General features: G+C 49.0%; 19 protein-coding genes. 14 read left to right on the top strand and 5 right to left on the bottom strand.

Annotated elements, in window-relative coordinates:
• The first annotated feature begins 86 nt into the window (after window positions 1-86).
• From DWX26_RS10710 to DWX26_RS10665, 10 genes are all read left to right on the top strand, one after another.
• A complete protein-coding gene (locus tag DWX26_RS10710) occupies window positions 87-1,898 on the top strand; it encodes an extracellular solute-binding protein (RefSeq protein ID WP_022461556.1) in 1,812 nt (603 codons plus the stop codon).
• A 215-nt stretch (window positions 1,899-2,113) separates the two neighbouring features.
• Entirely contained in the window at window positions 2,114-3,511 is a 1,398-nt protein-coding gene (locus DWX26_RS10705) for a glycoside hydrolase family 32 protein (RefSeq protein ID WP_022461557.1), read from the top strand.
• A 150-nt stretch (window positions 3,512-3,661) separates the two neighbouring features.
• Complete coding sequence (locus tag DWX26_RS10700) at window positions 3,662-5,029, top strand: glycoside hydrolase family 32 protein (protein WP_117802615.1); 1,368 nt, start codon at window positions 3,662-3,664, stop codon at window positions 5,027-5,029.
• 26 nt (window positions 5,030-5,055) lie between these two features.
• Window positions 5,056-6,561, top strand: a complete 1,506-nt coding sequence (locus DWX26_RS10695) for a serine hydrolase domain-containing protein (protein WP_118601405.1) — start codon at window positions 5,056-5,058, stop codon at window positions 6,559-6,561.
• A 190-nt stretch (window positions 6,562-6,751) separates the two neighbouring features.
• Window positions 6,752-7,108, top strand: coding sequence for a helix-turn-helix domain-containing protein (locus tag DWX26_RS10690; protein ID WP_055226705.1), 357 nt, complete (start codon window positions 6,752-6,754; stop codon window positions 7,106-7,108).
• A gap of 31 nt (window positions 7,109-7,139) precedes the next feature.
• On the top strand, window positions 7,140-8,240 hold the full coding sequence (locus DWX26_RS10685) for a hypothetical protein (RefSeq protein WP_147398121.1): 1,101 nt from the start codon (window positions 7,140-7,142) through the stop codon (window positions 8,238-8,240).
• A 142-nt stretch (window positions 8,241-8,382) separates the two neighbouring features.
• The gene (locus DWX26_RS10680) at window positions 8,383-9,738 is read left to right on the top strand and encodes an MATE family efflux transporter (protein WP_118601411.1); all 1,356 of its coding nucleotides are present in this window, start codon (window positions 8,383-8,385) and stop codon (window positions 9,736-9,738) included.
• Window positions 9,739-9,740: 2 nt separating this feature from the next.
• Window positions 9,741-10,523, top strand: a complete 783-nt coding sequence (locus DWX26_RS10675) for a threonine/serine exporter family protein (RefSeq protein WP_055265622.1) — start codon at window positions 9,741-9,743, stop codon at window positions 10,521-10,523.
• Window positions 10,520-10,975, top strand: coding sequence for a threonine/serine exporter family protein (locus DWX26_RS10670; RefSeq protein ID WP_117761736.1), 456 nt, complete (start codon window positions 10,520-10,522; stop codon window positions 10,973-10,975). Before DWX26_RS10675 ends, DWX26_RS10670 begins: the two co-directional genes overlap by 4 nt.
• 45 nt (window positions 10,976-11,020) lie before the next feature.
• Window positions 11,021-11,800, top strand: coding sequence for a tRNA threonylcarbamoyladenosine dehydratase (locus DWX26_RS10665; protein WP_118595278.1), 780 nt, complete (start codon window positions 11,021-11,023; stop codon window positions 11,798-11,800).
• Window positions 11,801-11,889: 89 nt separating this feature from the next.
• On the opposite strand, the gene DWX26_RS10660 is transcribed toward DWX26_RS10665, so the two are convergent.
• The 5 genes from DWX26_RS10660 to murC all read right to left on the bottom strand — a co-directional run bounded on the left by DWX26_RS10660 (window position 11,890) and on the right by murC (window position 19,766).
• Window positions 11,890-14,322, bottom strand: coding sequence for a GH36-type glycosyl hydrolase domain-containing protein (locus DWX26_RS10660; protein ID WP_118601403.1), 2,433 nt, complete (start codon window positions 14,320-14,322; stop codon window positions 11,890-11,892).
• 145 nt (window positions 14,323-14,467) lie between these two features.
• Window positions 14,468-15,658: a ribose-phosphate pyrophosphokinase gene (locus DWX26_RS10655; protein ID WP_118601402.1), complete on the bottom strand. Its 1,191-nt coding sequence runs from the start codon at window positions 15,656-15,658 to the stop codon at window positions 14,468-14,470.
• A complete protein-coding gene (locus tag DWX26_RS10650) occupies window positions 15,655-16,653 on the bottom strand; it encodes an ATP-binding protein (protein WP_055219220.1) in 999 nt (332 codons plus the stop codon). Before DWX26_RS10650 ends, DWX26_RS10655 begins: the two co-directional genes overlap by 4 nt.
• Before the next feature lie 21 nt (window positions 16,654-16,674).
• Window positions 16,675-17,838, bottom strand: a complete 1,164-nt coding sequence (locus DWX26_RS10645; protein ID WP_118601401.1) for a DnaD domain protein — start codon at window positions 17,836-17,838, stop codon at window positions 16,675-16,677.
• Between the two features lie 536 nt (window positions 17,839-18,374).
• A complete protein-coding gene (gene murC / locus DWX26_RS10640; protein WP_118601400.1) occupies window positions 18,375-19,766 on the bottom strand; it encodes a UDP-N-acetylmuramate--L-alanine ligase in 1,392 nt (463 codons plus the stop codon).
• A 696-nt stretch (window positions 19,767-20,462) separates the two neighbouring features.
• Here murC and DWX26_RS10635 point away from each other — a divergent pair.
• The 4 genes from DWX26_RS10635 (at window position 20,463) to DWX26_RS10620 (ending at window position 24,618) form a co-directional block, all read left to right on the top strand.
• Complete coding sequence (locus DWX26_RS10635; protein WP_118601399.1) at window positions 20,463-21,734, top strand: glucose-1-phosphate adenylyltransferase; 1,272 nt, start codon at window positions 20,463-20,465, stop codon at window positions 21,732-21,734.
• Between the two features lies 1 nt (window position 21,735).
• Window positions 21,736-22,851 carry a glucose-1-phosphate adenylyltransferase subunit GlgD gene (glgD, locus tag DWX26_RS10630; RefSeq protein WP_022463228.1) on the top strand — a complete coding sequence of 372 codons (1,116 nt, stop codon included), beginning with the start codon at window positions 21,736-21,738 and terminating at the stop codon, window positions 22,849-22,851.
• Between the two features lie 28 nt (window positions 22,852-22,879).
• Window positions 22,880-23,170, top strand: coding sequence for a septation regulator SpoVG (spoVG, locus tag DWX26_RS10625; protein ID WP_022463229.1), 291 nt, complete (start codon window positions 22,880-22,882; stop codon window positions 23,168-23,170).
• 380 nt (window positions 23,171-23,550) lie between these two features.
• Window positions 23,551-24,618, top strand: coding sequence for a P1 family peptidase (locus DWX26_RS10620; protein WP_118601398.1), 1,068 nt, complete (start codon window positions 23,551-23,553; stop codon window positions 24,616-24,618).
• The last annotated feature ends 1 nt before the right edge of the window (window position 24,619 follow it).

Raw genomic sequence — 24,619 nt, 5'->3', positions numbered from 1 at the left:
ATAGCAGACATGGTTTATGTGTAGGAATACAAAAATACTAACGTATTTCACTGCCGGAAAAGGCAGCAAAATAAAGGAGGAACAATATGAAGAAAAAAATCGTATCCGTATTACTGGCAAGCCTTATGGTAACCAGCATGCTCGCAGGCTGTGGAAACAGCTCCGGCAGCTCAAGCAGCTCCGGTGCAGGAAGCACAGGAGGAGACACCACCTCTGCATCCGGTACAGAAGCAGGTGACACAGGTCTCACAGCAGAAGAGCAGGAAGCAGTAGATGAGGGAATCATCCAGCTCGACGGTACCCTTCCGATCATCAAAGATCCGGCAAAATTCGAAGAGAAATACGGAAAAATTTCCGCTCTGATCGTAAACTCTGCAGACAGAACTGTAGAAGTAGGCGACCTGGCTATGTGCCAGAAATGGTTCGAGGACACAGGAGTAGAGTTTGACTGGCAGCCGATCCCGCAGGAGAGCGCAACAGAGAAAATCAATCTGATGCTTTCTTCCGGACAGGATCTTCCGGATGTATTCTGGAACTTCGGCGATGGTAAATCCGGAAACACCGTAGTTCAGTACGCAGACCAGGATGTATTCCTTCCGACCGAAGGCCTGATCGAAGAGTATATGCCGAACCTGAAAGCATTCCTCGATGACAATGAGCAGTATCAGCTTGAGATCACCGCTCCGAACGGCCATAAATATGGATTCCCGTACGTAGAGGAAATGAAAGGTCTTGTATTAACACCTGGACCATTCGTGATCAACAAAACATGGCTGGATAAAGTAGGCAAAGAAGTGCCGACAACCGTAGACGAGTGGGTAGACTGCCTGAAAGCAATCCGCGACGGCGGCGATCTGAACGGAAACGGCGAAGACGATGAAATCCCGATGGCAACCTGGTTCGGCGCAACCGATACCTTTGGTTCCTACAACCTGTTCTATCGTTTCACAGGTGCATTCGGATGCGCTGACTCCTACTGCGGAGGAAACTCCTATGCGGATCACTTAAGAATGGTTGACGGAAAAGTTACGTTCACTGCAACAGACGAAGCATTCAAGAAAACAGCAGAATTTTTCAACATGCTGTATGAAGAAGGACTGATCTGGAACGGTTCCTTCGAGGCAGATGAAAGTATGTCATTCAAATCTTCTCTGATCAAAGAGAATGTTGCAAAGATCGGTTCCTTCGGTGTTTGGGGCGATCAGGAAATTACAAACCAGGAAGTACATGATCAGTACGTAGCAGTTCCGAGACTGCAGGGCGAAGACGGTATGACCGGTTTCGAGTGCAACTACTCTGAGCTGCAGGATTCTTCCGATACAGCAATCACAACGACCTGCAAATTCCCGCACGTTGTTGCAAGATTTGTAGATTACATGGTAGGCGATCCGGAAATCTCTGTTACATCTAACTGGGGCGCAATCGGATACAACTATGAGAAAGACGAAGACGGCGTTCTTCGTACACCGCTCGATGAAAACGGAAACTACAAACCTCTGAATCCGGAATATAAGAACTTTGGTGAGGCTCGTGTAAACTCCACAACCTGCCGTGGTTCTATGATCGTTCAGAACGAGTACTATGACACCGTTTGCGGCTACACCTTCGATGCTGTAAAACTTCTCGAGATGCAGAAAGAAAACGGTAAAGATGACATCATGGAAGAGTATGACACCATTCCGCGTGTTCTGATGACCCAGGAAGAGATTCAGCGTCTGGCACAGATTCAGCCGACCGTCTCCGATATCGTTGACCGTTACATCACTACATGGGTAACCGGCGGCGTTGATGATGCAAGCTGGGAGTCCTATAAGACAGAGCTTGAGGGCGCTGGTTTGAGCGAACTGGTTGAGATTTACCAGGGCGCAGTAGATCGAGCAGCTTCTGCAGCAAACTAAAAATCGGGCGAAAAGCGATTACGAAAAAACAGTAACGTAAACGATTTGCAATTAATGTTCTATAACTAAAGAAATTCCAAATGTGGCCATGTTGTATCCCATATAACATGGCCATATTTAAAAAGAAGATTATTTCGTTCTTATTTCTTTTTTGTTGAAGTTCCAAATGGAAAAAGATAAAATAGGAAAAGAGAGAACAGGAAAAGAGGGATCCTATGAGTAAACAGGGAAAAAGAGATTTTAGACCGAACATTCATTTTACACCGGAGAAAAACTGGAACAACGATCCGAACGGACTGATTTATATCGATGGTATCTGGCATCTGTATTATCAGCATAACCCAAATGACGTTGTATGGGGACCGATGCACTGGGGTCATGCAGTATCGAAAGACCTGATTCACTGGGAGCATCTGCCGGTCGCCCTGTACCCGGATGAGATCGGAACGATGTACTCCGGAAGTATGGCATACGATGAAAATAACACCAGCGGATTTGCGAAATACGGTGAGAAACCGATGGTGGCTGTCTACACGGCGCACAATATGGAAACGGGCCTGGAGCAGCAGTGTATTGCATACAGCCTGGATCAGGGAAAGCATTTTGAAAAATATTATGGCAACCCGGTGATCGAAAACCCGGGCACACCGGATTTCCGTGATCCACGCGTCTTCTGGAATGACAAAAAGGACTGCTGGAGCCTTGTTCTGGCATCCGGCGACCACGCAGAGTTTTACGCATCCCAGGATTTGAAAAACTGGAAGAAAACAGGCGAGTTCGGTGTCGGTGTCAATAAAGTGCCGACTGTATGGGAATGCACCGATCTGATCCGTGCTAAAACAGGAAATGAATTTGACGGATTCAAATGGATTCTGATAGTCAGCATGATACATCCGGGAACCGAAGGCCGTGCCAATATACAGTATTTCGTCGGTGATTTTGACGGAGATACCTTCCAGTGCACCGAGATCACAGACGAGCCGCTGTGGATTGATTTCGGATTCGACAATTATGCCGGTGTAACGTATGGAAACTACGACCGTCCGGTTTACCTTGGATGGGGCGTTAATCCGCTCTACGCGAACTTTGTTCCGACCGGTGAGTATTCCGGTCTGATGACACTGCCAAGAGAACTTTCACTTTGTGAGACCGAGGAGGGCTACCGCCTGAAAACAAAACCGTTCGGGATCGATGAGTACCGTGCGGGTGCCTTCCCGATCGGAAATCAGAAGCCGCTGCTGACCGAGAGCTTTGGACTTCTCGTGCAGGGCAATTTCGGAAGAATTGCGCTGAAAAACAGCAGAGGTGAGGAAGTAGTCATCGAGGTAACGGTGGACAGCATCACGGTGGACCGCTCTAAGAGCGGCGACCTTAGTTACTTTGATGATGTAGATCCGAAGCTCTTCAAAAAAGAGGATCTGCTGGTATCTACAACAAAACGTTACATGCGCGGAAATGTCAACATGGAGATTATTTTTGACGTTTCCTATCTGGAGATTTATGCAGATGGTGGTCTGGAGACCGCTTCCGTATGCGTTTACCCGGATGCTCCGTATCAGGTGGTTTCCACAGACGGAGATCTGGAAGTGAAAATGTACACTATTAAAAAATAGGGGATGGAACATTTATAAACGGTAACGATGCAGCATGGCAGAATCGAGATGGGACTCTGAAGCGTTACTATAAATAAAAACGACGGATGTCTGCAAAGCCGATGGAAGTGGTTTTGCAGACCGTTGTTTATCTTGGGAGGTTTTACAAAAATGATGAAAAAAAGAGATTACAGACCGAAAATTCACTTTTCACCGGAAGAAGGCTGGATGAACGACCCGAATGGCATGGTTTATGTAGATGGCGTGTACCACTTCTTTTATCAGAAGTACCCGTATGATACCAGCTGGGGACCGATGCACTGGGGGCATGCAACATCCCGCGACCTGATTCACTGGGAGCATCAGCCAATCGCACTTTATCCGGATGAACTTGGATTTATCTTTTCGGGAAGTGCTGTGTATGATACGCAGAATTCTTCTGAGTATGGTACCAATGAAAATCCGCCAATCATTGCTATTTATACCAGCCATCACAAGGACGGTTTGGAACAGCAGAGTATTGCATACAGCAATGATAAGGGCCGGCATTTTGAAAAGTCATATCTGAATCCGGTCATCAAAAACCCGGGAATTTCCGATTTCCGTGACCCGAAAGCGTTCTGGAATCCGGTCAGAAGATGCTGGAGTCTTGTTCTTGCAGCGCAGGACCGTGTCTTCTTCTACGCATCCCAGGATATGAAAAACTGGGAGAAAACTGGAGAATTCGGACCGGAAGGAAACCATGTGAAGGGTGTATGGGAATGCCCGGATCTGTTCCCGATTGAGTATAAAGGAAAAAATGTATGGGTTCTCGTTGTCAGCATGACGAAAGCTTCCGAAGATGACCACTGCAAAATGCAGTATTTCCTGGGTGATTTCGATGGAGAAAAATTCCTCTGCACCTATCCATCCGATGAGCCAAGATGGCTGGATGAAGGCTTCGACAACTATGCAGCCGTTACATTCCAGAATGCGAAAGATGTTCTGCTGATGGGATGGGGTATGAACTGGCAGTATGCAGCGCAGACTCCGACAGAAGGGTACTGTGGACAGGCAACTCTGGCAAGAAAACTGTCCCTGACAGAAGTAGATGGTGCTCTGACCCTTGCGGCTGCTCCGGCCGGACTGGAAAAATTCCGCCACAGCAGCTATCCGATCGAGAATCACACAACGATCCGCACAGAGACCTTTGGACTGAAGGTTTCCGGAAAAGGAGATGCGAAAATCTGTCTGAAAAACTCAGTGGGACAGAAATTGAAGATTTATGTAACTGACACCAAAATCACGGTTGACCGTACCATGGCGGGCTACAAAGAATTCAGTGAGCACTTCATGACGGAAAAATATTCCATCAGCACCGCAGCGAGAAAGAAAGACGGAGCATGGAATCTGGAGCTTGTTTTTGATGTTTCCATTCTGGAACTGTTTGCTGAGGACGGCGTAGATGCTATTTCTACAGTGGTTTATCCGGAGACACCGTACGACCGTATAAGCTGGAAGGGTGATCTTTCTGTTGAACTTTACGAAATTGATGCATAAGGGCTGCGAGAAAGGGGAAAAGCAAAATGGGATACTTTAAAGATGTGACACCGGAATCAGCTGGAATCAGCTCCAAAGGAATTTTGAATTTTCTCGACCGAATCGAAGAGAACCAGATTGAGCTGCACAGCTTTATGGTGATCCGCCATGGACAGTGTGCAGCGAAGGGCTGGTGGAAGCCGTATGATGAAAAATTTCGTCATCCACTGTATTCGTTCAGCAAATCGTTGACAGCAACGGCGATTGGTTTTGCAGAGCAGGAGGGAATCTTATCGCTGGATGAGAAAATTGTCGATATCTTTCCGGACCTGCTGCCGGAAAATCCATCCGAAAATCTCAAAAAAATCACGCTGCATCACCTGTTGATTATGGGTTGTGGTCACGAGACGGAGATTATGGACAATTCCGAAAACTGGATTTCTACCTTTCTTCATCATCCAGTGCTCCATGAGCCGGGAACGTTTTATAAATACAATACAGCCGGAACTAACATGCTGGCTGCCGTTCTGAGGAAAAAAACGGGACAGAACGTCACAGAGTTTCTGAAATCCCGTCTGCTGGAGCCGCTTGGCATCACATCCCTTACCTGTGCGCTGCTCGGAGACGGAACGGAGCTCGGTGGAGGCGGTATGAAGATGGTGACGGAGGATATGGCAAAATTCACGTATTTTCTGTCCAGACAGGGCGAGTGGGAAGGAAAACAGCTGCTTCGAAAAGAATGGTTTGAACGCGCCTGCCGCAAACAGATTGAGACGGAGGGCGATTCGGAAGGCCACGTAAAAGACTGGGCGCAGAGCTACGGCTATCAGTGCTGGATGTGCCGTTATCCGGGCTCCTTCCGCGCAGATGGTGCGTACGGTCAGTTCGGCGTTGTGTTCCCGGATCTCGATCTGATTGTGATTCTGACAACAGCAACTGAGCAGACACAGGAGGAACTGAGCGCACTGCAGGAGGAACTGATCCCGTATGTGAAGAAAGAGGCAGGAGAGCTGCCACCGTCCCCACTTGCCGGTGCAGTAAAAGAGCGTACCGCAGATCTGGCTCTGCCGCCGCGCAGAGGAACGAGAAATCCGTTTATGGAAGAGAAGGTAAGCAAGCATGTTTATGTATCTGCCCCGCTGATGGGGAACCAGCAGCTGCCGGATTCCGCAGAAATTCTGATCGGCGGAAGCGGTCTGTTTTCGCTGGAGACAAGTCCGATTCAGGAGATGCGATTCTCCTTTGGCAGCGATAAGATGTACTGGAAAGTACAAGAAGGCGGGAAAGAAAAGGAATTTGTCCTCTCCATGCGCCGGGATTTTGCCTATAGTGAAGCGGATGGCCATATTTATGCTGGTTCTGCTGCATGGCGTACGCTAAATACGCTCGAGATGGAGATTCGGCGGATGGACGGTTTGAGTGGTGGCCGCATGATCGTCAGATTCCAGAAGGAAAATCTTCTGCTGGAGGCAGAGGATACGCTGATTAGTGTCGGTGGACTCGGTATTTCACCACGTCAGGCACTGACTGTATTTGGAATAAAAAAAGATTAAACAGGTCGAAAGAGAGAAAAACCGGCGGAATTTTCCGTCGGTTTTTCCATAACAGTGTGAAAATCCTGTAAAAAAAAGAAAAACGATATGCAAAGCCGAACGGAAGAATTGCCAAGTCTCTCTGAACATGGTAAACTTTTACCTATATTGGAAAAGAATCGACACAAAATATTGAGATACAGGAGGCTCTATGTCAGTTTTTTCAGATTTATTATCCGAATATATCACCATGAAGGATGTCGGGGTTTACCCGCTTTCACAGTTCTGCGGACTCGATCGTTCTTTCATGTATAAGATCATCAATGGAAAACGAAATCCGTCCGGAGAGGATGTTGTGCGGAAGATGGCGCAGTTCATGCAGCTGACGCCACGGGAAAAAACAGATTTCATGGATGCATTTTACATTACCCAGATGGGTGAAGAGGTTTATTACCGGCGCAAATCGGTCGGAGAACTGATTGAAACGTTCAGCCACCGCGAGGGGAAAAAGGAATATATCTTCCATGAGGCGGAGATTGCAAAACTGGAATTGAACGGGGGGGGGTAGCGGAGAGATTCCCCTTCGGGGCACAGTGCATGTGCGGCATGCAATTTTGCAGCTGTTTTTCGGTGAAGCTGTAAAAGAAGACGGAAAAATTTCCGTTCTGGTCCAGCCGGACTTCGATTTTGCCATGGAACTTCTGCAGGTATTCGGGGAACAGAACCCGAATTTGACGATTCAACATCTGTTCTGCATGAACAACAACGAGAAGATGGTTTCGATGCGGAAAAATTACAACCTGAGTTGTCTGCAGAAAATTCTCCCGATCTGTGCCTGCGGCTGCGATTACCGTGCGCGGTACTACTACGACAATGTGACGGCACGGCTGAATGAGTTCCGCCTTTTCCCGTACCTCATCCTGACGGAGCACTGTGCGCTTGCTTTCAGCGCCGATTACCAGAATGCACTTTTGTTCCGGGAGGAGACGACGCTGCGGATGATGCGCGAGATGTTTGAAGGCTATTTCAAACAGTCGGAGCCGTTGTTTGAACGTCTTGACACGGTACAGTCCCAGCTTGGCTATACGGAAACACTGATTCGTCACTTTATCGCATCAGATTCCCCGCGGTATTTCTTCCAGAGAATGCCGTGTCTTTCCGGCCTTCTGACAGCAGAAATGCTGGAGCGCCATCTCGTAAAAGAAATGCCGGGGCGTGAGCAGATGATACGGGCGGTTGCACAGTACGCAAAGGTGATGCAGACACAGGTGCTGGATAAAAAAACGACGATGTTTTTCTCAGAGGATGGCATCAAAAGTTTCCTGGAAACGGGGCGCGTGGATGAGTATCCAAAAGAGTGCTATTCTCCGCTGGACTTTGACGAGCGTATCGCCCTGATCCGCCGCTTTCTGGCGCTGCGGGATCGCGCAAATCTTCGTATGATCCGGGAAACGAAAGAGAGAGCAGAGCATGCGCTGAATATTTCGGTCAATGCAAACGAGGGTTATCTTCTGTTCCAGACGCGGACAGAGCGGCTGATTTACCTCAGTATCCGGGAACCAAGCGTGCTCACGGCATTCTACGATTACCTGGAATCCATGAGGCCGGAAGAACTCTGCACGGAAGAGGAGATGCTGGAACGTGTCGAAGCCATTCTGCATGAATTTGTGGCTTGTCATTCCAGAGAAGGTTCGATATAATAGAAAAAAGGATATTTCCAAACCGGTCATCTCGGGTGAGTTCCGGTGCGTGTCTGCTGAAAAGAAGGCTGGACACGCACCGGGCGGGAACCTGCGGATGACCGGTTTTGACTGTACGAAAAAGAAATGGGGGTTTTTACGAATGAGTACAGACAGTAAAACAAGAATGACGGAGGGCAGTATTTCAAAAAAGATGATTCTGTTTGCGATCCCGCTGTTCCTTGGCAATCTGTTCCAGCAGTTGTACAATACGGCCGACTCGCTGATTGTAGGAAATTTTCTGGGAAGCAATGCACTGGCAGCGGTCAGCTCTTCGGGCAATCTGATCTTTCTGATGGTTGGTTTTATTAACGGTATCGCAATGGGCGCCGGTGTCGTGATTGCAAGGTATTACGGAGCGAAAAACCGGGAAGATCTGCAGAAAGCGATCCATACGACCGTGGCGTTCGGCCTGGCGGCCGGTGCAGCGCTGACTGTGCTTGGCATGTATCTGGCGCCGAAAATCCTCGTGCTGATGGGAACGCCGTCCGATGTTCTGCCGCAGTCGGTCGAATATTTTCGTACGTATTTTGCAGGCTCTCTCGGTTTTATCATGTATAACATTTTCGTCGGCATTCTGCAGTCCGTCGGCGACAGCCGCCACCCGCTGATCTATCTGATCGTGTCATCGTGCATCAATGTTGCGCTCGATCTGCTTTTTATCGGCGGCCTTGGCCTTGGGGTCGGTACGGCAGCGCTTGCAACGGTAATTTCCCAGTTTACAAGTGCGATTCTCTGTATGATCCATCTGCTGCGGACGAAGGAAGAGTATCGTCTTTCCATCCGCAAAATCCGCTTCGACGGCAGAGTGCTCGGTGAAATCATCCGCAACGGTGTGCCGTCCGGTTTCCAGAACTCGGTTATTTCGATCGCAAACGTTTTCGTGCAGACGAACATCAATGCATTCGGGAAAATGGCGATGGCAGGCTGCGGTTCATATGCAAAAATTGAGGGTTTTGCATTCCTTCCGGTTACATGCTTTACGATGGCATTGACGACGTTTGTCAGCCAGAATCTCGGTGCAAAACAGTATGACCGGGCGAAAAAAGGAGCGCGGTTTGGCATTCTCTGTTCCGTTACCATCGCCGAGCTGATCGGATTTGTGATCTATGCAGCCGCACCGACTTTGATTGCGGCGTTTAACAGCGATCCGGCCGTTGTCCATTGCGGCGTGATGCAGGCGAGAACGATTGCACTGTTTTATTTTCTGCTGGCATTTTCTCATTGCATCGCGGCTGTGCTCCGCGGTTCCGGGCACGCCTCGGTTCCCATGGTTGTCATGCTCTGCGTCTGGTGCCTGTTCCGCGTCAGCTACATTACCGTGACGGTCCGGCTGATCCCGGATATCCGCGTGATTTTCTGGGCTTACCCGCTGACCTGGAGTATCAGTTCTGTCATTTTCCTGTATCTGTTTTTGAAAGGAAAATGGGTATACGGCTTTGAAAAAGGAGGAAAATAAGGATGAACGCAGAATCGACGAGAGAAGCGCTTGATGTGGCATCGCTGGCGGGAGACATCCTGCTGGCGAGCGGCGCGGAAATCTTCCGTGTGGAGGAGACGATCGACCGCATTGCGCGGGCGTATGGCGTCAACTCCAGCGATGCGTTTGTGTTGAGCAGTGGTATTTTCCTGACTGCTGAGAGCGGAAAAAAGCAGGAATTTGCCCGCGTGCGTCACATTCCGCTGTCGGCGGCGCGGCTCGACAAGGTAACGGCAGTCAACCAGCTCTCCCGCGAAATCGAGGAGGGGCTGCACGCGCCGAAGGAGGCGAAGGCCTGGCTGCTCGACATTCAGCGGATGCCGGACAAACCAAGATGGCACCAGGTACTTGCATCCGGTGTCGGAAGCGCGTGCTTCTGTTTTCTGTTCGGCGGCGATGTGGTGGACAGCATGGTAGCATTTCTGTCGGGCTTTGTTCTGTACTTCTATCTGCTGTACCTGCTGCGCGGCAGAATGTCAAAAATTGCGACGAATATTTCCGGCGGCGCGCTTGTCACGCTGATTGCCGTTTTTCTGTATCAGGCGGGGATTGGGCACCATCTGGACAAGGTCATCATCGGTTCGATTATTCCGCTGGTGCCCGGGGTCAATTTCACGAATGCTATTCGTGATATCGCGGATCAGGACTACATCGCGGGCTCGGTGCGGATGCTCGATGCACTGCTTGTGACGTTCTGCATTGCGCTCGGCGTCGGACTGATTATCACAGGATATCATCAACTGGCGGGAGGGCTGCAGCTATGAGTGATACCATTCGTTTAATTGCGGAATTTTTTGCCGCCTGCGTCGGAACGATTGCGTTTGCGCTGCTGTTCCAGGTGCCGCGGAAATACTACCTGTACTGCGGACTGGCAGGTGCCTGCGGCTGGATCTGCTATAAACTGATCCTCCCGCATACGACAGAGCCGGTGTCCATCTTTTTTGCAACGGTGCTCGTCATCCTTCTGTCGCGCAGCTTTGCGGTGTACAAGCGCTGCCCGGTAACGGTATTTCTGATTGCGGGTATTTTCCCGCTGGTGCCGGGAAGCGGCATCTACTGGACTGCTTTTTACGTGGTAACCAATGATCTGGAGCGCGCCGGTGCAAGAGGATTTCTGACACTGAAGGATGCAGTTGCGATTGTACTTGGCATTCTCTTTGTTTTTGAGTTTCCGCAGAGCTGGTTCCGTAAGGTGTTGACAGACAAAAGCAAATAACCTATTATTGTAGTAGAGATTATAAACAAGGAGGAAGGAAAACAAATGGCATTGAATCAGTTTTCCAGAACGCAGCTTCTGCTCGGACAGGAGAGCATGGATCTTCTGGCGGATGCAACCGTTGCCGTTTTCGGTATCGGCGGCGTGGGCGGCTATACCGTGGAGGCGCTGGCAAGAAGCGGTGTCGGCCATTTTGTGCTGGTAGACGATGATAAGGTCTGCCTCACCAACATCAACCGTCAGATTATTGCGACGAGAAGCAGTGTCGGAAAATATAAAGTAGACGTAATGAAAGAACGCATTCTGGATATCAATCCGAAAGCGGAGGTAGAGGTATACAAATGCTTCTATCTGCCGGAAAATGCGGACGATTTTGATTTTTCGAAGTATTCATACGTGGTGGATGCTGTCGATACGGTGACAGCGAAGATTGAGATTATCATGCGCGCCAAAGCGTGCAATGTGCCGGTCATCAGCTGCATGGGAGCTGGAAACAAGCTGGACCCGACGAAGTTCCGCGTGGCGGATATCTATAAAACGAACATGTGTCCGCTGGCAAAGGTCATGCGGCGTGAGATGAAAAAACGCGGCGTGAAGAAACTGAAAGTGGTCTATTCAGAGGAAAAATCCCTCCGTCCGCTTGAGGATATGAGCATCAGCTGCCGGACAAATTGTATCTGTCCTCCGGGAGCTGCAAGAAAATGCACGGAGCGGCGTGATATCCCGGGCAGCGTAGCGTTTGTGCCGTCCGTAGCAGGACTGATTCTGGCGGGAGAGGTCATCAAAGATCTTTCCGGTGTCAGAGAGAGACGGCAGCTGCAGTAAAAAATAAGAATAAAAGGGACGAGCCCCGAAAAAGCAGTTGTGCTTTCCGGGGCTCGCCTTGTGTTTATGGAGATTTGAAATTTGAAAAATTACATTACGGCAACAACATCATATTCGGTGCAGCCTTCGGTGAGAGGAATCAGATTTCCTTCTACTGCGGTTCCGTTTACCGTGAGGGAAGAAATACCTTTCTCCCTGTGCTCCGGATTCTGGAAGGTGATGTTATACCATGCACCGCGGAAGTATCTGCGGATCTTGAACTCTTCCATATCGGACGGAATACACGGATTTAAGGTCAGTCCGTCGTAATCCGGCTGAATGCCGAGTATGTACTGGGAAACATTGACAAAAGTCCATGCGGCAGTACCGGTCAGCCAGGAGTTCTTTGCCTCACCAAAGTGGGCAGCGTCTTTTCCGGCGATCATCTGAGAGTAGACGTACGGCTCGGTGCGGTGGATCTCGCTGATGTCCTCGATATAAGCCGGGCAGATCTTGCGGTACAGATCAAAGGCGCGGTTTCCGTGGCCGACAACGGTTTCAGCGATGGAGATCCATGGGTTGTTGTGGCAGAAGATACCGGCATTCTCTTTGTATCCCGGCGGATAGGAGGAAACCTCACCAAGATTCAGGTAATACTTGGTGTAAGCCGGCTGCAGAAGAACAACGCCATACTTGGTTTCCAGAATATTTTTGACAGAAGTCAGTGCTTTTTCAGCCAGTCCCTCTTTGACACCGATTTCAGCAAGAACACAGAAGCCCTGCGGCTCGATGTAGATCTTACCTTCCTCACACTCATTGGAGCCGACTTTTTCGCCTGCTGCATCATAAGCACGCAGGAACCATTCGCCGTCCCAGCCTGCATCAAGGACTGCCTGGTAAACTTTTTCGACTTCTTTTTCTGCGTAAACAGCTTCTTCCTCATTGCCTCTGCGGCGGCAGATGGCTGCGTACTCTTTGCCGTATTTCACGAACATAGCGGCGATGAAAATGGACTCAGCAACCGGTCCCTCGGAAGGTCCTGTCGTCTGGAACGGTTCGCCCGGCTCTGCAGAGAAGCAGTTCAGGTTCAGACAGTCATTCCAGTCTGCACGGCCGATGAGCGGCAGTTTGTGCGGTCCGAGATGGGTTACGGTAAAGTCGAAGGAACGTTTCAGGTGCTCCATCAGAGGCTGTGCCTTGGTGGAATCGTTGTCGAAATCAACCTGCTCGTCGAGAATAGAGAAATCTCCGGTCTCTTTGATATAGGCGGCACATCCGGCGATCAGCCAGAGCGGGTCATCGTTGAAGCCGCTTCCGATATCCATGTTTCCTTTCTTCGTCAGTGGCTGGTACTGATGGTATGCGCTTCCGTCTTCAAACTGGGTAGCGGCAATATCGAGCAGACGCTCTCTTGCGCGGTCCGGGATCAGATGAACGAAGCCGAGCAGATCCTGGCAGGAGTCACGGAAGCCCATGCCGCGGCCGGTGCCAGACTCAAAGTAGGATGCGGAACGGGACATGTTGAAGGTAACCATACACTGATACTGGTTCCAGATGTTGACCATGCGTCCCAGTTTTTCATCTGCACAGGAGAGCGCATATTTTGCCAGCAGGCCTTCCCAGTAGGAAGCAAGCTCTGCAAGTGCTGCGTCAACCTGCTCGTCGGTCTGATAGTGGGAGAGCATCTCTTTTGCCGGCTTTTTGTTGATCACGCCAGGAGCTTCCCATTTGTCATCCGCTGCATTCTCACAGTAGCCGAGAACGAAGATAAAGGAGCGGGACTCGCCTGGTTTTAAGGTAACGTCGATGTGGTGGGAACCGATCACACCCCATCCGCTGGCAACGGTGTTGCCTGCAGTGCCGCGCAGAACGGTCTCCGGGCGGTCATTTCCGCGGTAAGCGCCAAGGAAAGCGTCGCGGTCGGTATCGTATCCGTCGATCGGGCAGTTGACTGCATAAACAGCGTAATGTCTGCGGCGCTCGCGGTACTCAGTTTTGTGGTAAATCTCAGAACCCTGGATCTCAACTTCGCCGATGCTGAAGTTTCTCTGGAAGTTGGTCATATCGTCCACGGCGTTCCAGAAGCAGAACTCTACAAAAGAAGTCAGAGTCAGTGTTTTTTCTTCGGTGCCGTTGTTGGTCAGCATGAGACGGTTTACTTCGCAGGAATCTGCCAGCGGAACAAAAGCGGTCAGTTCAGCGGCAACTAAGTTTTTGGAAGAAACAAAGCGGCTGTAGCCAAGGCCATGATGGCACTCGTAGGAATCGAGCGGCGTCTGGGTCGGCTGCCAGCCCGGGTTCCAGACGGTATCGCCGTCCTTGATGTAGTAGTAGCGTCCGTTCTGATCGAGCGGCGTATCGTTATAACGGTAACGGGTCAGACGCAGAAGTTTTGCGTCCTTGTAGAAGCTGTATCCGCCGCAGGTATTGGAAATCAGAGAAAAGAAGTTCTCAGATCCCAGATAGTTGATCCACGGAAGCGGAGTCTTCGGGCTTGTGATGACATACTCTTTTTTCGCATCATCAAAATGTCCAAATTGCATGTGTGATACCTCCTTCGTCGTACAATGTAATTTCATTATACAGCCGAAAAAAGAAAAAACTAGCAAGAATTTGCTAAAAATATAAAAAAACGCCGAAACCGTTTTCGTAACGGCTTCGGCATTTGTGAGATATTCACAGAAAAGATCAGATCTTCTCGCGGTTTTTAAATTTGCGGATGACTTTCTGAATACGATCCGCCGGATCCAGCAGTCCGCTGATGGAGGCGTCGTGATTCAGCTTGTCGATGATGAGAGCGATATATTTGCTCAGGTCGCAGCTGATGTAATATTCGCGGGAGAGAAGCTCCGGTGTCTGGTATACGACGTTGGTGGTCAGAACTTTTGTGAAGAGTCCTTCCTCATAAGCCTTGTCGAATTTCTCCAGTCCGCTGGTGAACAGTCCGAAGGTCGAGCACATGTAGATGTTGCGTGCCTCACGATCCTTTAAGAGTTTGGCAACTTCCAGCATACTCTCGCCGGAGGAGATCATATCGTCGATGATGATCATATCCTTACCTTTGACATCAGCACCGAGAAACTCATGGGCAACGATCGGGTTGCGTCCATCAATGATGGTAGAGTAGTCGCGGCGTTTGTAGAACATACCCATGTCAACACCGAGGTTGTTTGCCATGTAGATAGCACGGCCCATACCGCCCTCATCCGGGCTGATGACCATCAGATGATCCTTGTCGAGCTTCATATCCGGTGCATTGCGCAGGATGTTTTTGATGAACTGGTAAGCCGGCTGGATGGTTTCAAATCCATGCAGCGGAATCGCGTTCTGGACACGCGGGTCGTGAGCGTCGAAGGTGATGATGTTTTCTACGCCCATAGCAGTCAGCTCCTGCAGACCAAGTGCGCAGTCGAGAGACTCTCTTCCAGATCTCTTGTGCTGGCGGCTCTCATACAGGAATGGCATAATGACATTGATTCTGCGGGCTTTTCCACCGATGGCTGCGATGACACGCTTCAGATCCTGGAAGTGGTCGTCCGGAGACATGTGGTTGGTGTAGCCGCACAGAGAATAGGTCAGGCTGTAGTTGCAGACATCGAGCAGAATGTAGATATCGTCACCGCGGACAGATTCGTTGATGATACCCTTTGCCTCGCCTGAACCGAAACGCGGAACCTGAGACTGGATAATGTAGCTGTCACGCTCATATCCTTCATAGGCAGCGACATATTTTTCCGCAAATTCATTGCCGCGTCCCTTTCTCCAGCTGACCAGATAATCGTCGACCTTTTTTCCAAGTGCGGCGCTGCTGTTCAGCGGGATCAGTCCCAGTCTTCCGATTGGCAGTGTGTCAAAATGTCCTTCAGTTCCCTTACTCATGCTTTGGTTCCTCCCAAAAGTTTTTTCTGGATCCGAATATCGTTTCCAAAAAGTTTAATGATGGTGTAGTTACTTGAAATTCGTGAAAAGGTACGTTCCGAGTACGTCTCCATGAAGCGGTCAAGGGGCAGGTTCGTGGAGATGATCGTCGATTTCTTCCGCAGGATGCGTTCGTTGATGCAGAGAAAGAGCTGGGAAGAGACGAAGCTGTTGGTCAGTTCCGTACCTAAATCATCGATGATCAGAAGATCGCAGTCAAAGATATTGGCGTGAGCGTCTTTTGCTTCTTCTGAACTGGAAAAGGTGTAGCGTGCAAACAGGTCAAACAGATCAAATGCAGTAAAATAAATCACACAGAACGACTGCTCGATCAGCTCGCGGGCAATACAGTGCGAAAGAAACGTTTTTCCGACACCGGTGTCGCCGTAAAAGAAGAGATTTTCAAACGACGAGCCGAAATTGCGGACGAACGCCTGGCTTTTTTCGAGCGCGGCAGCAGCGGCCTCGCGGGAAGTGAGCGGTGTTCCGGTACTGGTCAGGCTGTCCGAGTAGTAATCCAGAGAGAACTGGCTGAAATTTTCGGCTTTCAGAAGCTCCTCCACGTTGGACTGCCGGTACAGAAGATCGACGGCAGCTTTTTTGAAGCAGGCGCATTTCTGCGTGCCGTTGATGTAGCCGGTGTCGCGGCAGAGCGGGCAGTCATACGTCAGCTCGAGATAGTCTGCCGGGTAGCCGTGCATGGAAAGGAGCGCCGCGCGTTCCTGGGAACGGTCACGGATGGCAGCATTCAGGTCGAGATCCATGGAAGCGTCTCCGTTCAGCATCGCTTTTGCTTTCCGGACCGAGAGGGATGCAATCTCGGCGTCGATTTCCGCAAGGCGCGGAATCTTTTCATAAGCAATGCGGATGTGCTCCTGCTGTTCTCTCTGGTGGCGGAGCTGCCGTTCGTTGTACATGCGCATAATCGCATCGTATTGCGGGTTTGTCAGTGCCATAGTTGTTTCGTCCTCCGGGCGTTATTTCAGAAGCTGTTCTTCTAACTTCTGGTAGTCGTATTCTCTCTGATGGAAATTGTTGAAGCGGTTACTTGAAGCAGCAGGAGCGGTTTTTCGTGCCGCATTCTGATCAGAAGCGGTTTTCTTCCTTTTCTGGTGCTCCGCATCGCGCTGTTCGACGTCTGCCATGGAGCGGACGCCCTGTTCCTTCCATTTGGAGAGAATGCCTTCCGCGTACTGGAAGCTCGGCTGGCCGATCTTGGAAACGGTGCGCTGACAGGCTTCGATGATAAGATCAATCGTAAAACCGTAGGTATTCAGCCAGCGGTCCATCATCTCGGCTTCTTTTTCCACCGGTGCGCGGTTGCGGATGCCGAATGCTTTCAAAATTGTGTAGTAATGTTTGTTGAATGTCGTGGTCTCCTGTTTGGCAGAGGCAACATCGCGGATTCCGCTTTCCTGCCAGGCGAGTCCTACCTTTTTCAGGTAGTGGATGCTGGTGCTTCCCTTCGAAACACAGTATTCCACCAGGTATTCCAGAAGATCCGCGGAAAAGTGGAGATCATCATAGAAAAACATGATGCATTCGATTTCCGTTGGCGACAGAAGATGACCGAAATACGTCTGCGCAACGTAAAGAACGTGCTGCAGTTCTTCGCGGCTGCCGGGAGCGTGTTTTTTTTCTACTGACTGTCCGGAAATACCGGAACTGGAAAGATCATCTGCCGGAGAAGAGGCAGATGGGGCAGAAACGGCCGGCTGTGGTGATGGAGCCGGGGTCTGTTCCGTCTGCGGGATTTCAACGGATACAGCAGAAACAGCCGGTGCAGCCGCAATCGGGCCGGAAATCGAGGATTCCGGTGTTGGAAGGATTCCGCTTTCTTCCTTCCGGACAAGCGGCAGAAAGGCGATTCCGGTCGGAACGCTTTCCCCGGCGGTGTAGGAGAGCGAGAGGAGTCCCTGCTTCTCCCAGTATTTCAGCGCCCGGACGATATCGTTTTCCGTGCAGGAAAAAAAATCTGCCATCGATGACAGAGTGGAATCCTGCTGATGGTCTTTGACCAGCTTCAGCAGATAAAGGTACACTTTTACAAATTCTCCGTTGGCTGCGGGCATATATTGTTCCAGAAAAAGATCCGGCACAGCAGTCACACTGGCCAGGCAGTCATTGTTTAATGTCAGCATACTCAAAATTACACCATCCTGTTCTTATCGTGCGGCAGATTTTTACTTTTAGCGATCTGTTTTTTATTATACGTCTTGCCTTCTCATACACAATCAAGTATAACACAGTATTTTCGACAAGTGAATAGGTGTTTTGCGGAAAAAACATTCCGGGAAAAAGGCACGGTGGATGAAAAAGGACTGTGGACAATGTGGATAATGTGGAGAAATCCGTTTTGTGAAATATTATCATCTACCAAAAATGTTGAAAAATGGAGGAAAACAGGGAAGTATAGGACTTTCTGGTGATATCGTTATGTAAACAAAGTTATACACAGGAAATCCACATTGTGTGGATCGTAAAAATGTGTATAAAATTGTGGATAATGTGGATAACTCTGAAAACAGGCGAAAATACAGGAAAATAGCTGTGAATAAAAATGTGCGTAACTATTTGGCGAAAAGACAGATTGTGTGGATTCGGAGCAAAAAAAGACCCTGTGGAAAAAAGGAAAACTCCATTTTCCACAGGGAGCAGGTAAAGCGAAAGAATGATTTTATTTTTCGGAAGCAAGAAGCTCCTCACCGATTTTTACAACGTCTCCGGCACCCATGGTGATCAGCATGTCGCCCTCGGCAAGATTTTCGTTCAGATAGTTTTCGATTTCCGCAAAGGATGGGAAATATTCGCAGGCAGTGCCGAGTTTTACAATGCGCTCCTGGATATCTTTGGAGGAGATGCCGAGCGTATCGGTTTCTCTGGCTGCGTAAATATCGGCGAGAACCACATGGTCTGCCAGGGAAAGAGCGGCGGCGAAATCATCGAGCAGCGCTTTCGTTCTGGTGTAGGTATGCGGCTGGAAGACGCACCACAGTGTTCTGTGCGCACAGTTTTCAGCGGCTTCCATCGTTGCACGGATTTCGGTTGGATGATGCGCATAATCGTCGATCACCTTTGCTCCGTGGTATGTACCTTTATACTGGAAACGGCGGTCGGTTCCGCGGAAGGTGGCAAAGCCTTCGTGGATAGCGTTTTCCGGCAGCTGCAGTTCATCGGCCAGTGCAATGGCAGCCAGGGCGTTGGAAACGTTGTGAAGTCCCGGAACCATCAGCGTATAGCGACCGCGCAGCTCGCCACGGCAGATGCAGTCGAAGGACGGGTGATCGAACTCATCGTAGGTGATGTTGGCAGCGGTATAATCAGCGACAGCCTGATTCTCCAGCGCGTAGGTGACAACCTTACAGCCAAGACCTTCGGTCACGTAATCGTATTTCGGCGTATCGGCATTGATAATCAGCATGCCGTCGGTCGGGAGCAGACGGGCAAACGCACGGAAAGAGTGGCGGATGTCGTCGATATCTTTGAAGAAATCGAGATGGTCTGCATCCATGTTGAGGATAATGCCGATTTTCGGAAAGAAGCTTAAGAAACTGTTGGTATACTCGCATGCCTCGGTCAGGAAGGTTTCGGAATGGCCGACACGGATATTTCCGCCGATGGACGGAAGAATACCGCCGACAGAAATAGTCGGATCGCAGTCAGCGGCCATCAGAATGTGGGAGAGCATAGAAGTTGTTGTCGTCTTTCCGTGTGTACCGGAAACGGCGATCGGTGTATCGTAGTTGCGCATGATCTGTCCAAGCAGTTCAGCACGGGTCAGCATCGGAATGCCGGCAGCTTTGGCGGCGGCAAATTCCGGGTTGTCCGGGTGGATCGCTGCGGTGTAAACGACAAGGTCGATGCCAGGAATGATATTTTCCGCCTTCTGGCCGTAGAAAACCTGTGCGCCAAGAGAAGTCAGGTGGCGGGTCAGGTCACTTTCTTTTGCATCGGAACCGGAAATTGTAAAGCTTTCTTTTAAAAGAATCTCGGCAAGGCCGCTCATGCTGATGCCGCCGATGCCAATAAAATGTATATGGATTGGTTTGCTGAAATCTACTTCGTACATGGTATCTCCTTCAATGTGTCTTTTCACTGAAAATGGGGAAATTTTCTCAATACATATTTTTCAATTAATATAGGAAAGAACAGAACGAAATGCAGCGCCGGTTCCCCGGAATCCGGCTGGAACTGTTCTGGCTAATAGTATACACGTATTTGCCGGAAAAGTAAAAGAAAAAAAGCGGATGAATTCGAAAATGAAATAAAAAACAATGGATAAGTATTATAAACCAGAACATATGCAAAAAGAAATATTGCAAACTAAAATGAACGAAATGTAACAAAAACTGGTAAAAATAAATGAATACGCTGTCGAAAATTGTAGAAAATCATGATACGATTTTTGACACAAATAAAATGCATAGTCAAAATCAATAAAATATAAGATAAAATAAAAGAAAAATTATAAAAAATGTTCACAATGAGACGGAAGTGTGATATAATTTTAATTGTAGTTATCAAAGAAGTGCGTGGATATGAAAAACCAGAACCGACAGCATGGTTGCTGTTTCGTACACAGGGAGACAGGTGCTGTTTCGCTGCGTGAGAAAGTGATTCAGGTGTAAGTAGCCCCTTCCTGCAAGGCAAAGCCTGAAGGGGGGCAGCGAAGGTTACCGTTCGCGGAAAAGCGGTGAACGGTAAGCGTAGAACCGTACATTCTTACAGTTACTGCAAATCTTTAGATACGACAAGAGGTGATTGCATGATTAAGAAAGAGATGATAGCAATGCTGCTGGCAGGCGGTCAGGGAAGCCGTCTCGGTGTGCTCACGGAGAAAGTGGCAAAACCGGCAGTAGCATTTGGCGGAAAGTATCGAATCATCGACTTCCCGCTCAGTAATTGTATCAATTCAGGAATTGATACGGTAGGCGTACTGACCCAGTATCAGCCGCTGCGGCTGAATACCCATATCGGAATCGGTATTCCGTGGGATCTCGATAAAAACGAAGGCGGCGTAACCGTTCTGCCGCCATATGAAAAAAGTACAAACAGCGAATGGTATACAGGAACTGCAAATGCAATTTACCAGAACATGGCTTATATGGAAACATACAATCCAGAATATGTTCTGATTCTTTCCGGCGACCACATTTACAAAATGGATTACGAGGTGATGCTTGACTATCACAAAGCAAACCACGCAGATGTGACCATCGCATGTATGCCGGTACCGATCGAAGAAGCAAGCCGTTTCGGTGTCATGATCACAGACGGAAACGGAAGAATTACCGAATTTGAAGAAAAACCGGAGCACCCGAGAAGCAACCTCGCTTCTATGGGTATCTATATTTTCAGCTGGAAAGCATTAAAGGAATCTCTGACAGCCTTGAAGGATCAGCCGAGCTGTGACTTCGGAAAACACATTCTGCCGTACTGCCGCGACAATGGAAAACGTCTGTTTGCGTATGAGTTCAACGGCTACTGGAAAGATGTCGGAACGCTTGGCTCATACTGGGAAGCAAATATGGAGCTGATCGATATTATTCCGGAATTCAATTTATATGAGGAGTTCTGGAAGATCTATACCAAAGGTGATATCATCCGTCCGCAGTATGTTTCCGGGGACGCTGTCATCGACCGCTGTATTATCGGCGAGGGCGCTGAAATCTACGGAGAGGTACATAATTCCGTCATCGGTGCGGATGTGCGCATTGAAAAGGGTGTTGTTGTAAGAGATTCTATTATTATGCGCCACAGCACAATCGGCGAGGGAACCCAGGTCAATAAGGCCATTATTGCAGAAAACGTACATGTCGGCAAACATGTTGTGATGGGCGTTGGCGAGGAAGCGCCGAACGTCTTAAAACCGAATATTTACGGATTCGGACTTGTGACCGTTGGAGAAAAGGCAGTCATTCCGGATGGCGTAACCATTGGAAAGAATGTCTGCATTTCCGGCGAAACTTCCCTTGAAGATTACCCGGATGGCATACTTCCGTCCGGCGGAGCAATTGTAGAAAAGGACGGTGAGTAATATGAGAGCATTGGGAATTATTCTTGCAGGCGGTAACAACAACAAAATGAGAGAGCTGTCCAATAAAAGAGCCGTTGCAGCTATGCCGGTCGCAGGCAGCTTCCGCAGCATCGATTTTGCGCTGTCAAGTATGGCAAACTCTCATATTCAGAAGGTGGCTGTCCTGACACAGTACAACGCCAGATCCTTAAACGAGCATTTGAGCTCATCCAAATGGTGGGATTTCGGAAGAAAACATGGCGGTCTGTTTGTATTTTCTCCAACCGTTACATCAGATAACAGCTGGTGGTACCGTGGAACGGCAGACGCGATCAGTCAGAACCTGACATGGCTGAAAAACAGCCATGAACCGTACGTAGTCATCGCATCGGGAGATGGCGTATACAAACTGGATTTCAATAAGGTACTGGAATACCATATTGCAAAACGTGCGGATGTTACCGTGGTATGCACGGATTCCAAGGAAGCAGATACCAGCCGCTTCGGCGTCCTGAAGATGAATGAGGACTGCCGCATCGAGGAGTTCGAGGAAAAACCGATGGTTTCGAGCTCCAACGTGATCTCTACCGGTATCTATGTCATCCGCCGTCGCCAGCTGATCGAAATGATTGAGCGCAGCGCACAGGAAGACCGCTACGACTTTGTAAAGGATATTTTAATCCGTTACAAAAACCTGAAACGGATTTACGGATACAAGATCAATACCTACTGGAGCAACATTGCTACCGTAGATTCCTATTACAGAACCAACATGGATTTCCTGAAACCGGAGGTAAGAGATTACTTCTTCGGACAGTATCCGGGCATCTACTCCAAGATCGACGATCTTCCGCCGGCAAAATACAATCCTGGCTGCACAGTGAAAAATTCTCTTGTATCCAGCGGCTGTATCATCAACGGACAGGTTGAGAACTCTGTTTTGTTCAAGAAGGTATATGTTGGAAACAACTGTGTGATTAAAAATTCTATCATCTTAAATGATGTATATCTCGGAGACAACACTCACATTGAAAACTGTATTGTGGAGAGCAGGGACACCATCCGTGCAAACTCCTATCACTGTGGGGAGGACGGCATCAAAATTGTTGTCGAAAAAAACGAAAGATACGCCATCTGATTATGGGGTGAAAGGGGCATAAAAGTTTATGAACATTACAGACGTGAGAGTACGCAAGGTAACAAAAGAAGGAAAAATGAAGGCGGTTGTGTCTATCACAATCGATGACGAATTTGTTGTACATGATATCAAGGTGATTGAAGGAGAAAAAGGACTGTTTATCGCAATGCCGAGCCGTAAGGCTACGGACGGGGAGTACCGCGATATCGCACATCCGATCAACTCCGGAACCAGAGAAAAAATTCAGACCATTATCCTGAAACAGTACGAACAGGCGATGGCAGAAGCGGAAGCAGAGGAAGCTGCTGCAGAGGCCTGAGCAAAAAGGAAGAAAGAATGCCCCCGGGCGGAAAACGGAAGTGGTTACGTTTTCCGCCCGGGGGCGTTTTTGTCAGTAAAAACAAAGATGACGATATACAAAAGTATATCGCCATCTTTTTATGAGGGGGGAGATAGTGAGTGGTTTATCAACTATCCGAACTTTATTATAAAAGGAATATGTGAGCAAAGTGTGTCCAAATTCTAAAAGAAATGGAAAAAATATAAAGAAAAGAAGAAAAATTGTGGGAAGAGGTATGGACAGAAGAGAGAAGAGAGCGTAAAGTGAGAGAAAAATGTATCTTCGGAGTCTTTTTTGTGCCTGTATTTGCGTGAGCTGAAAAATTCCGGGAGTACATCATAAAAAGAGGAGGAAACAGGATGAAACAGAAAAGAATCAGTGATTACGGATATCGGATCGGACATCATGAAAATGGACCGCGAAACAAAATTACGGATGTGCCCGGTGTGCGGGTAGGCCATGCGACGGTGGAAAGTGGCAATCAGCATACCGGAGTGACGGTGATTGTGCCGGGAGAAGGCAATCCGTTTCTGAAAAAGTACCTGGCGTCTGCCTACGTGCATAACGGTTTCGGGAAAACGTGCGGTCTTGTGCAGGTACAGGAGCTCGGAACTCTTGAAACGCCCATTGCCCTGACCAATACACTGAATGTCGGAAAAGTGGCGGATGCCATGATTTCATGGATGATACAGCAGACCCGAAAAGAAGGGGAAGATGTTTTTTCCATCAATCCGGTTGTCGGAGAATGTAATGATTCGAGAATCAATGAGATTTGTAACCGGGTAGTGGGGGAAAAAGAGCTGTATCATGCACTGGAGCAGGCGGATACAGACTTTGCGGAAGGTGATATCGGTGCCGGAACAGGAACGATCTGCTATGGGCTGAAAGGGGGAATCGGATCAGCATCCCGCACGCTGGTGCTTGACGGAAAAACATATACCATTGGTGTTCTGGTACAGTCAAATTTCGGGGCAACCAGAGATTTGAAAATCAGTGGAAAACCGGCAGGAGAGAAGATTCTGGAGCGGATCCGGAAGGAAGAATGCGGAAGCAGCGCCGAAGACCGGGGATCAATTATGACGGTTCTGGCAACAGACCTTCCGGTATCAGAGCGGCAGCTGTACCGGATTATCCGCCGCTGTGGAGTTGGAATCGCCAGAACAGGAGCCTACACCGGCCACGGAAGCGGTGAAATCATGATCGGATTTACAACAGCAAACCGCGTAGACACAAAGAGTACATGTGAGGTGGAAGTGTGTGCCCGGATAAAAGAAGAAAAAATCAACGAGGCATTTGAAGCAGCGGCAGAGGCTGTGGAGGAAGCGATCCTGAACTCTATGGTAACCGCAAAGGAAAAAAGAGGCCTGGACGGAGCCAGATACCGCAGCCTTGCAGAATTTCTGGAAATACCGGGATTTCTGAAATAAA

Origin of the sequence: Blautia sp. AF19-1, assembly GCF_003479155.1 — a bacterium.
GTDB classification, from domain to species: Bacteria; Bacillota; Clostridia; order Lachnospirales; family Lachnospiraceae; genus Fusicatenibacter; species Fusicatenibacter saccharivorans.
This window is presented reverse-complemented; position numbering and strand designations above follow the sequence as displayed.

What these genes read in the sequence shown, in the direction of transcription:
- DWX26_RS10710 (WP_022461556.1), top strand. Translation starts at nt 87, where the DNA reads ATGAAGAAAAAAATCGTATCCGTATTACTGGCAAGCCTTATGGTAACC.
- DWX26_RS10705 (WP_022461557.1), top strand. Translation starts at nt 2,114, where the DNA reads ATGAGTAAACAGGGAAAAAGAGATTTTAGACCGAACATTCATTTTACA.
- DWX26_RS10700 (WP_117802615.1), top strand. Translation starts at nt 3,662, where the DNA reads ATGATGAAAAAAAGAGATTACAGACCGAAAATTCACTTTTCACCGGAA.
- DWX26_RS10695 (WP_118601405.1), top strand. Translation starts at nt 5,056, where the DNA reads ATGGGATACTTTAAAGATGTGACACCGGAATCAGCTGGAATCAGCTCC.
- DWX26_RS10690 (WP_055226705.1), top strand. Translation starts at nt 6,752, where the DNA reads ATGTCAGTTTTTTCAGATTTATTATCCGAATATATCACCATGAAGGAT.
- DWX26_RS10680 (WP_118601411.1), top strand. Translation starts at nt 8,383, where the DNA reads ATGAGTACAGACAGTAAAACAAGAATGACGGAGGGCAGTATTTCAAAA.
- DWX26_RS10675 (WP_055265622.1), top strand. Translation starts at nt 9,741, where the DNA reads ATGAACGCAGAATCGACGAGAGAAGCGCTTGATGTGGCATCGCTGGCG.
- DWX26_RS10670 (WP_117761736.1), top strand. Translation starts at nt 10,520, where the DNA reads ATGAGTGATACCATTCGTTTAATTGCGGAATTTTTTGCCGCCTGCGTC.
- DWX26_RS10665 (WP_118595278.1), top strand. Translation starts at nt 11,021, where the DNA reads ATGGCATTGAATCAGTTTTCCAGAACGCAGCTTCTGCTCGGACAGGAG.
- DWX26_RS10660 (WP_118601403.1), bottom strand. Translation starts at nt 14,322, where the DNA reads ATGCAATTTGGACATTTTGATGATGCGAAAAAAGAGTATGTCATCACA.
- DWX26_RS10655 (WP_118601402.1), bottom strand. Translation starts at nt 15,658, where the DNA reads ATGAGTAAGGGAACTGAAGGACATTTTGACACACTGCCAATCGGAAGA.
- DWX26_RS10650 (WP_055219220.1), bottom strand. Translation starts at nt 16,653, where the DNA reads ATGGCACTGACAAACCCGCAATACGATGCGATTATGCGCATGTACAAC.
- DWX26_RS10645 (WP_118601401.1), bottom strand. Translation starts at nt 17,838, where the DNA reads ATGCTGACATTAAACAATGACTGCCTGGCCAGTGTGACTGCTGTGCCG.
- murC (WP_118601400.1), bottom strand. Translation starts at nt 19,766, where the DNA reads ATGTACGAAGTAGATTTCAGCAAACCAATCCATATACATTTTATTGGC.
- DWX26_RS10635 (WP_118601399.1), top strand. Translation starts at nt 20,463, where the DNA reads ATGATTAAGAAAGAGATGATAGCAATGCTGCTGGCAGGCGGTCAGGGA.
- glgD (WP_022463228.1), top strand. Translation starts at nt 21,736, where the DNA reads ATGAGAGCATTGGGAATTATTCTTGCAGGCGGTAACAACAACAAAATG.
- spoVG (WP_022463229.1), top strand. Translation starts at nt 22,880, where the DNA reads ATGAACATTACAGACGTGAGAGTACGCAAGGTAACAAAAGAAGGAAAA.
- DWX26_RS10620 (WP_118601398.1), top strand. Translation starts at nt 23,551, where the DNA reads ATGAAACAGAAAAGAATCAGTGATTACGGATATCGGATCGGACATCAT.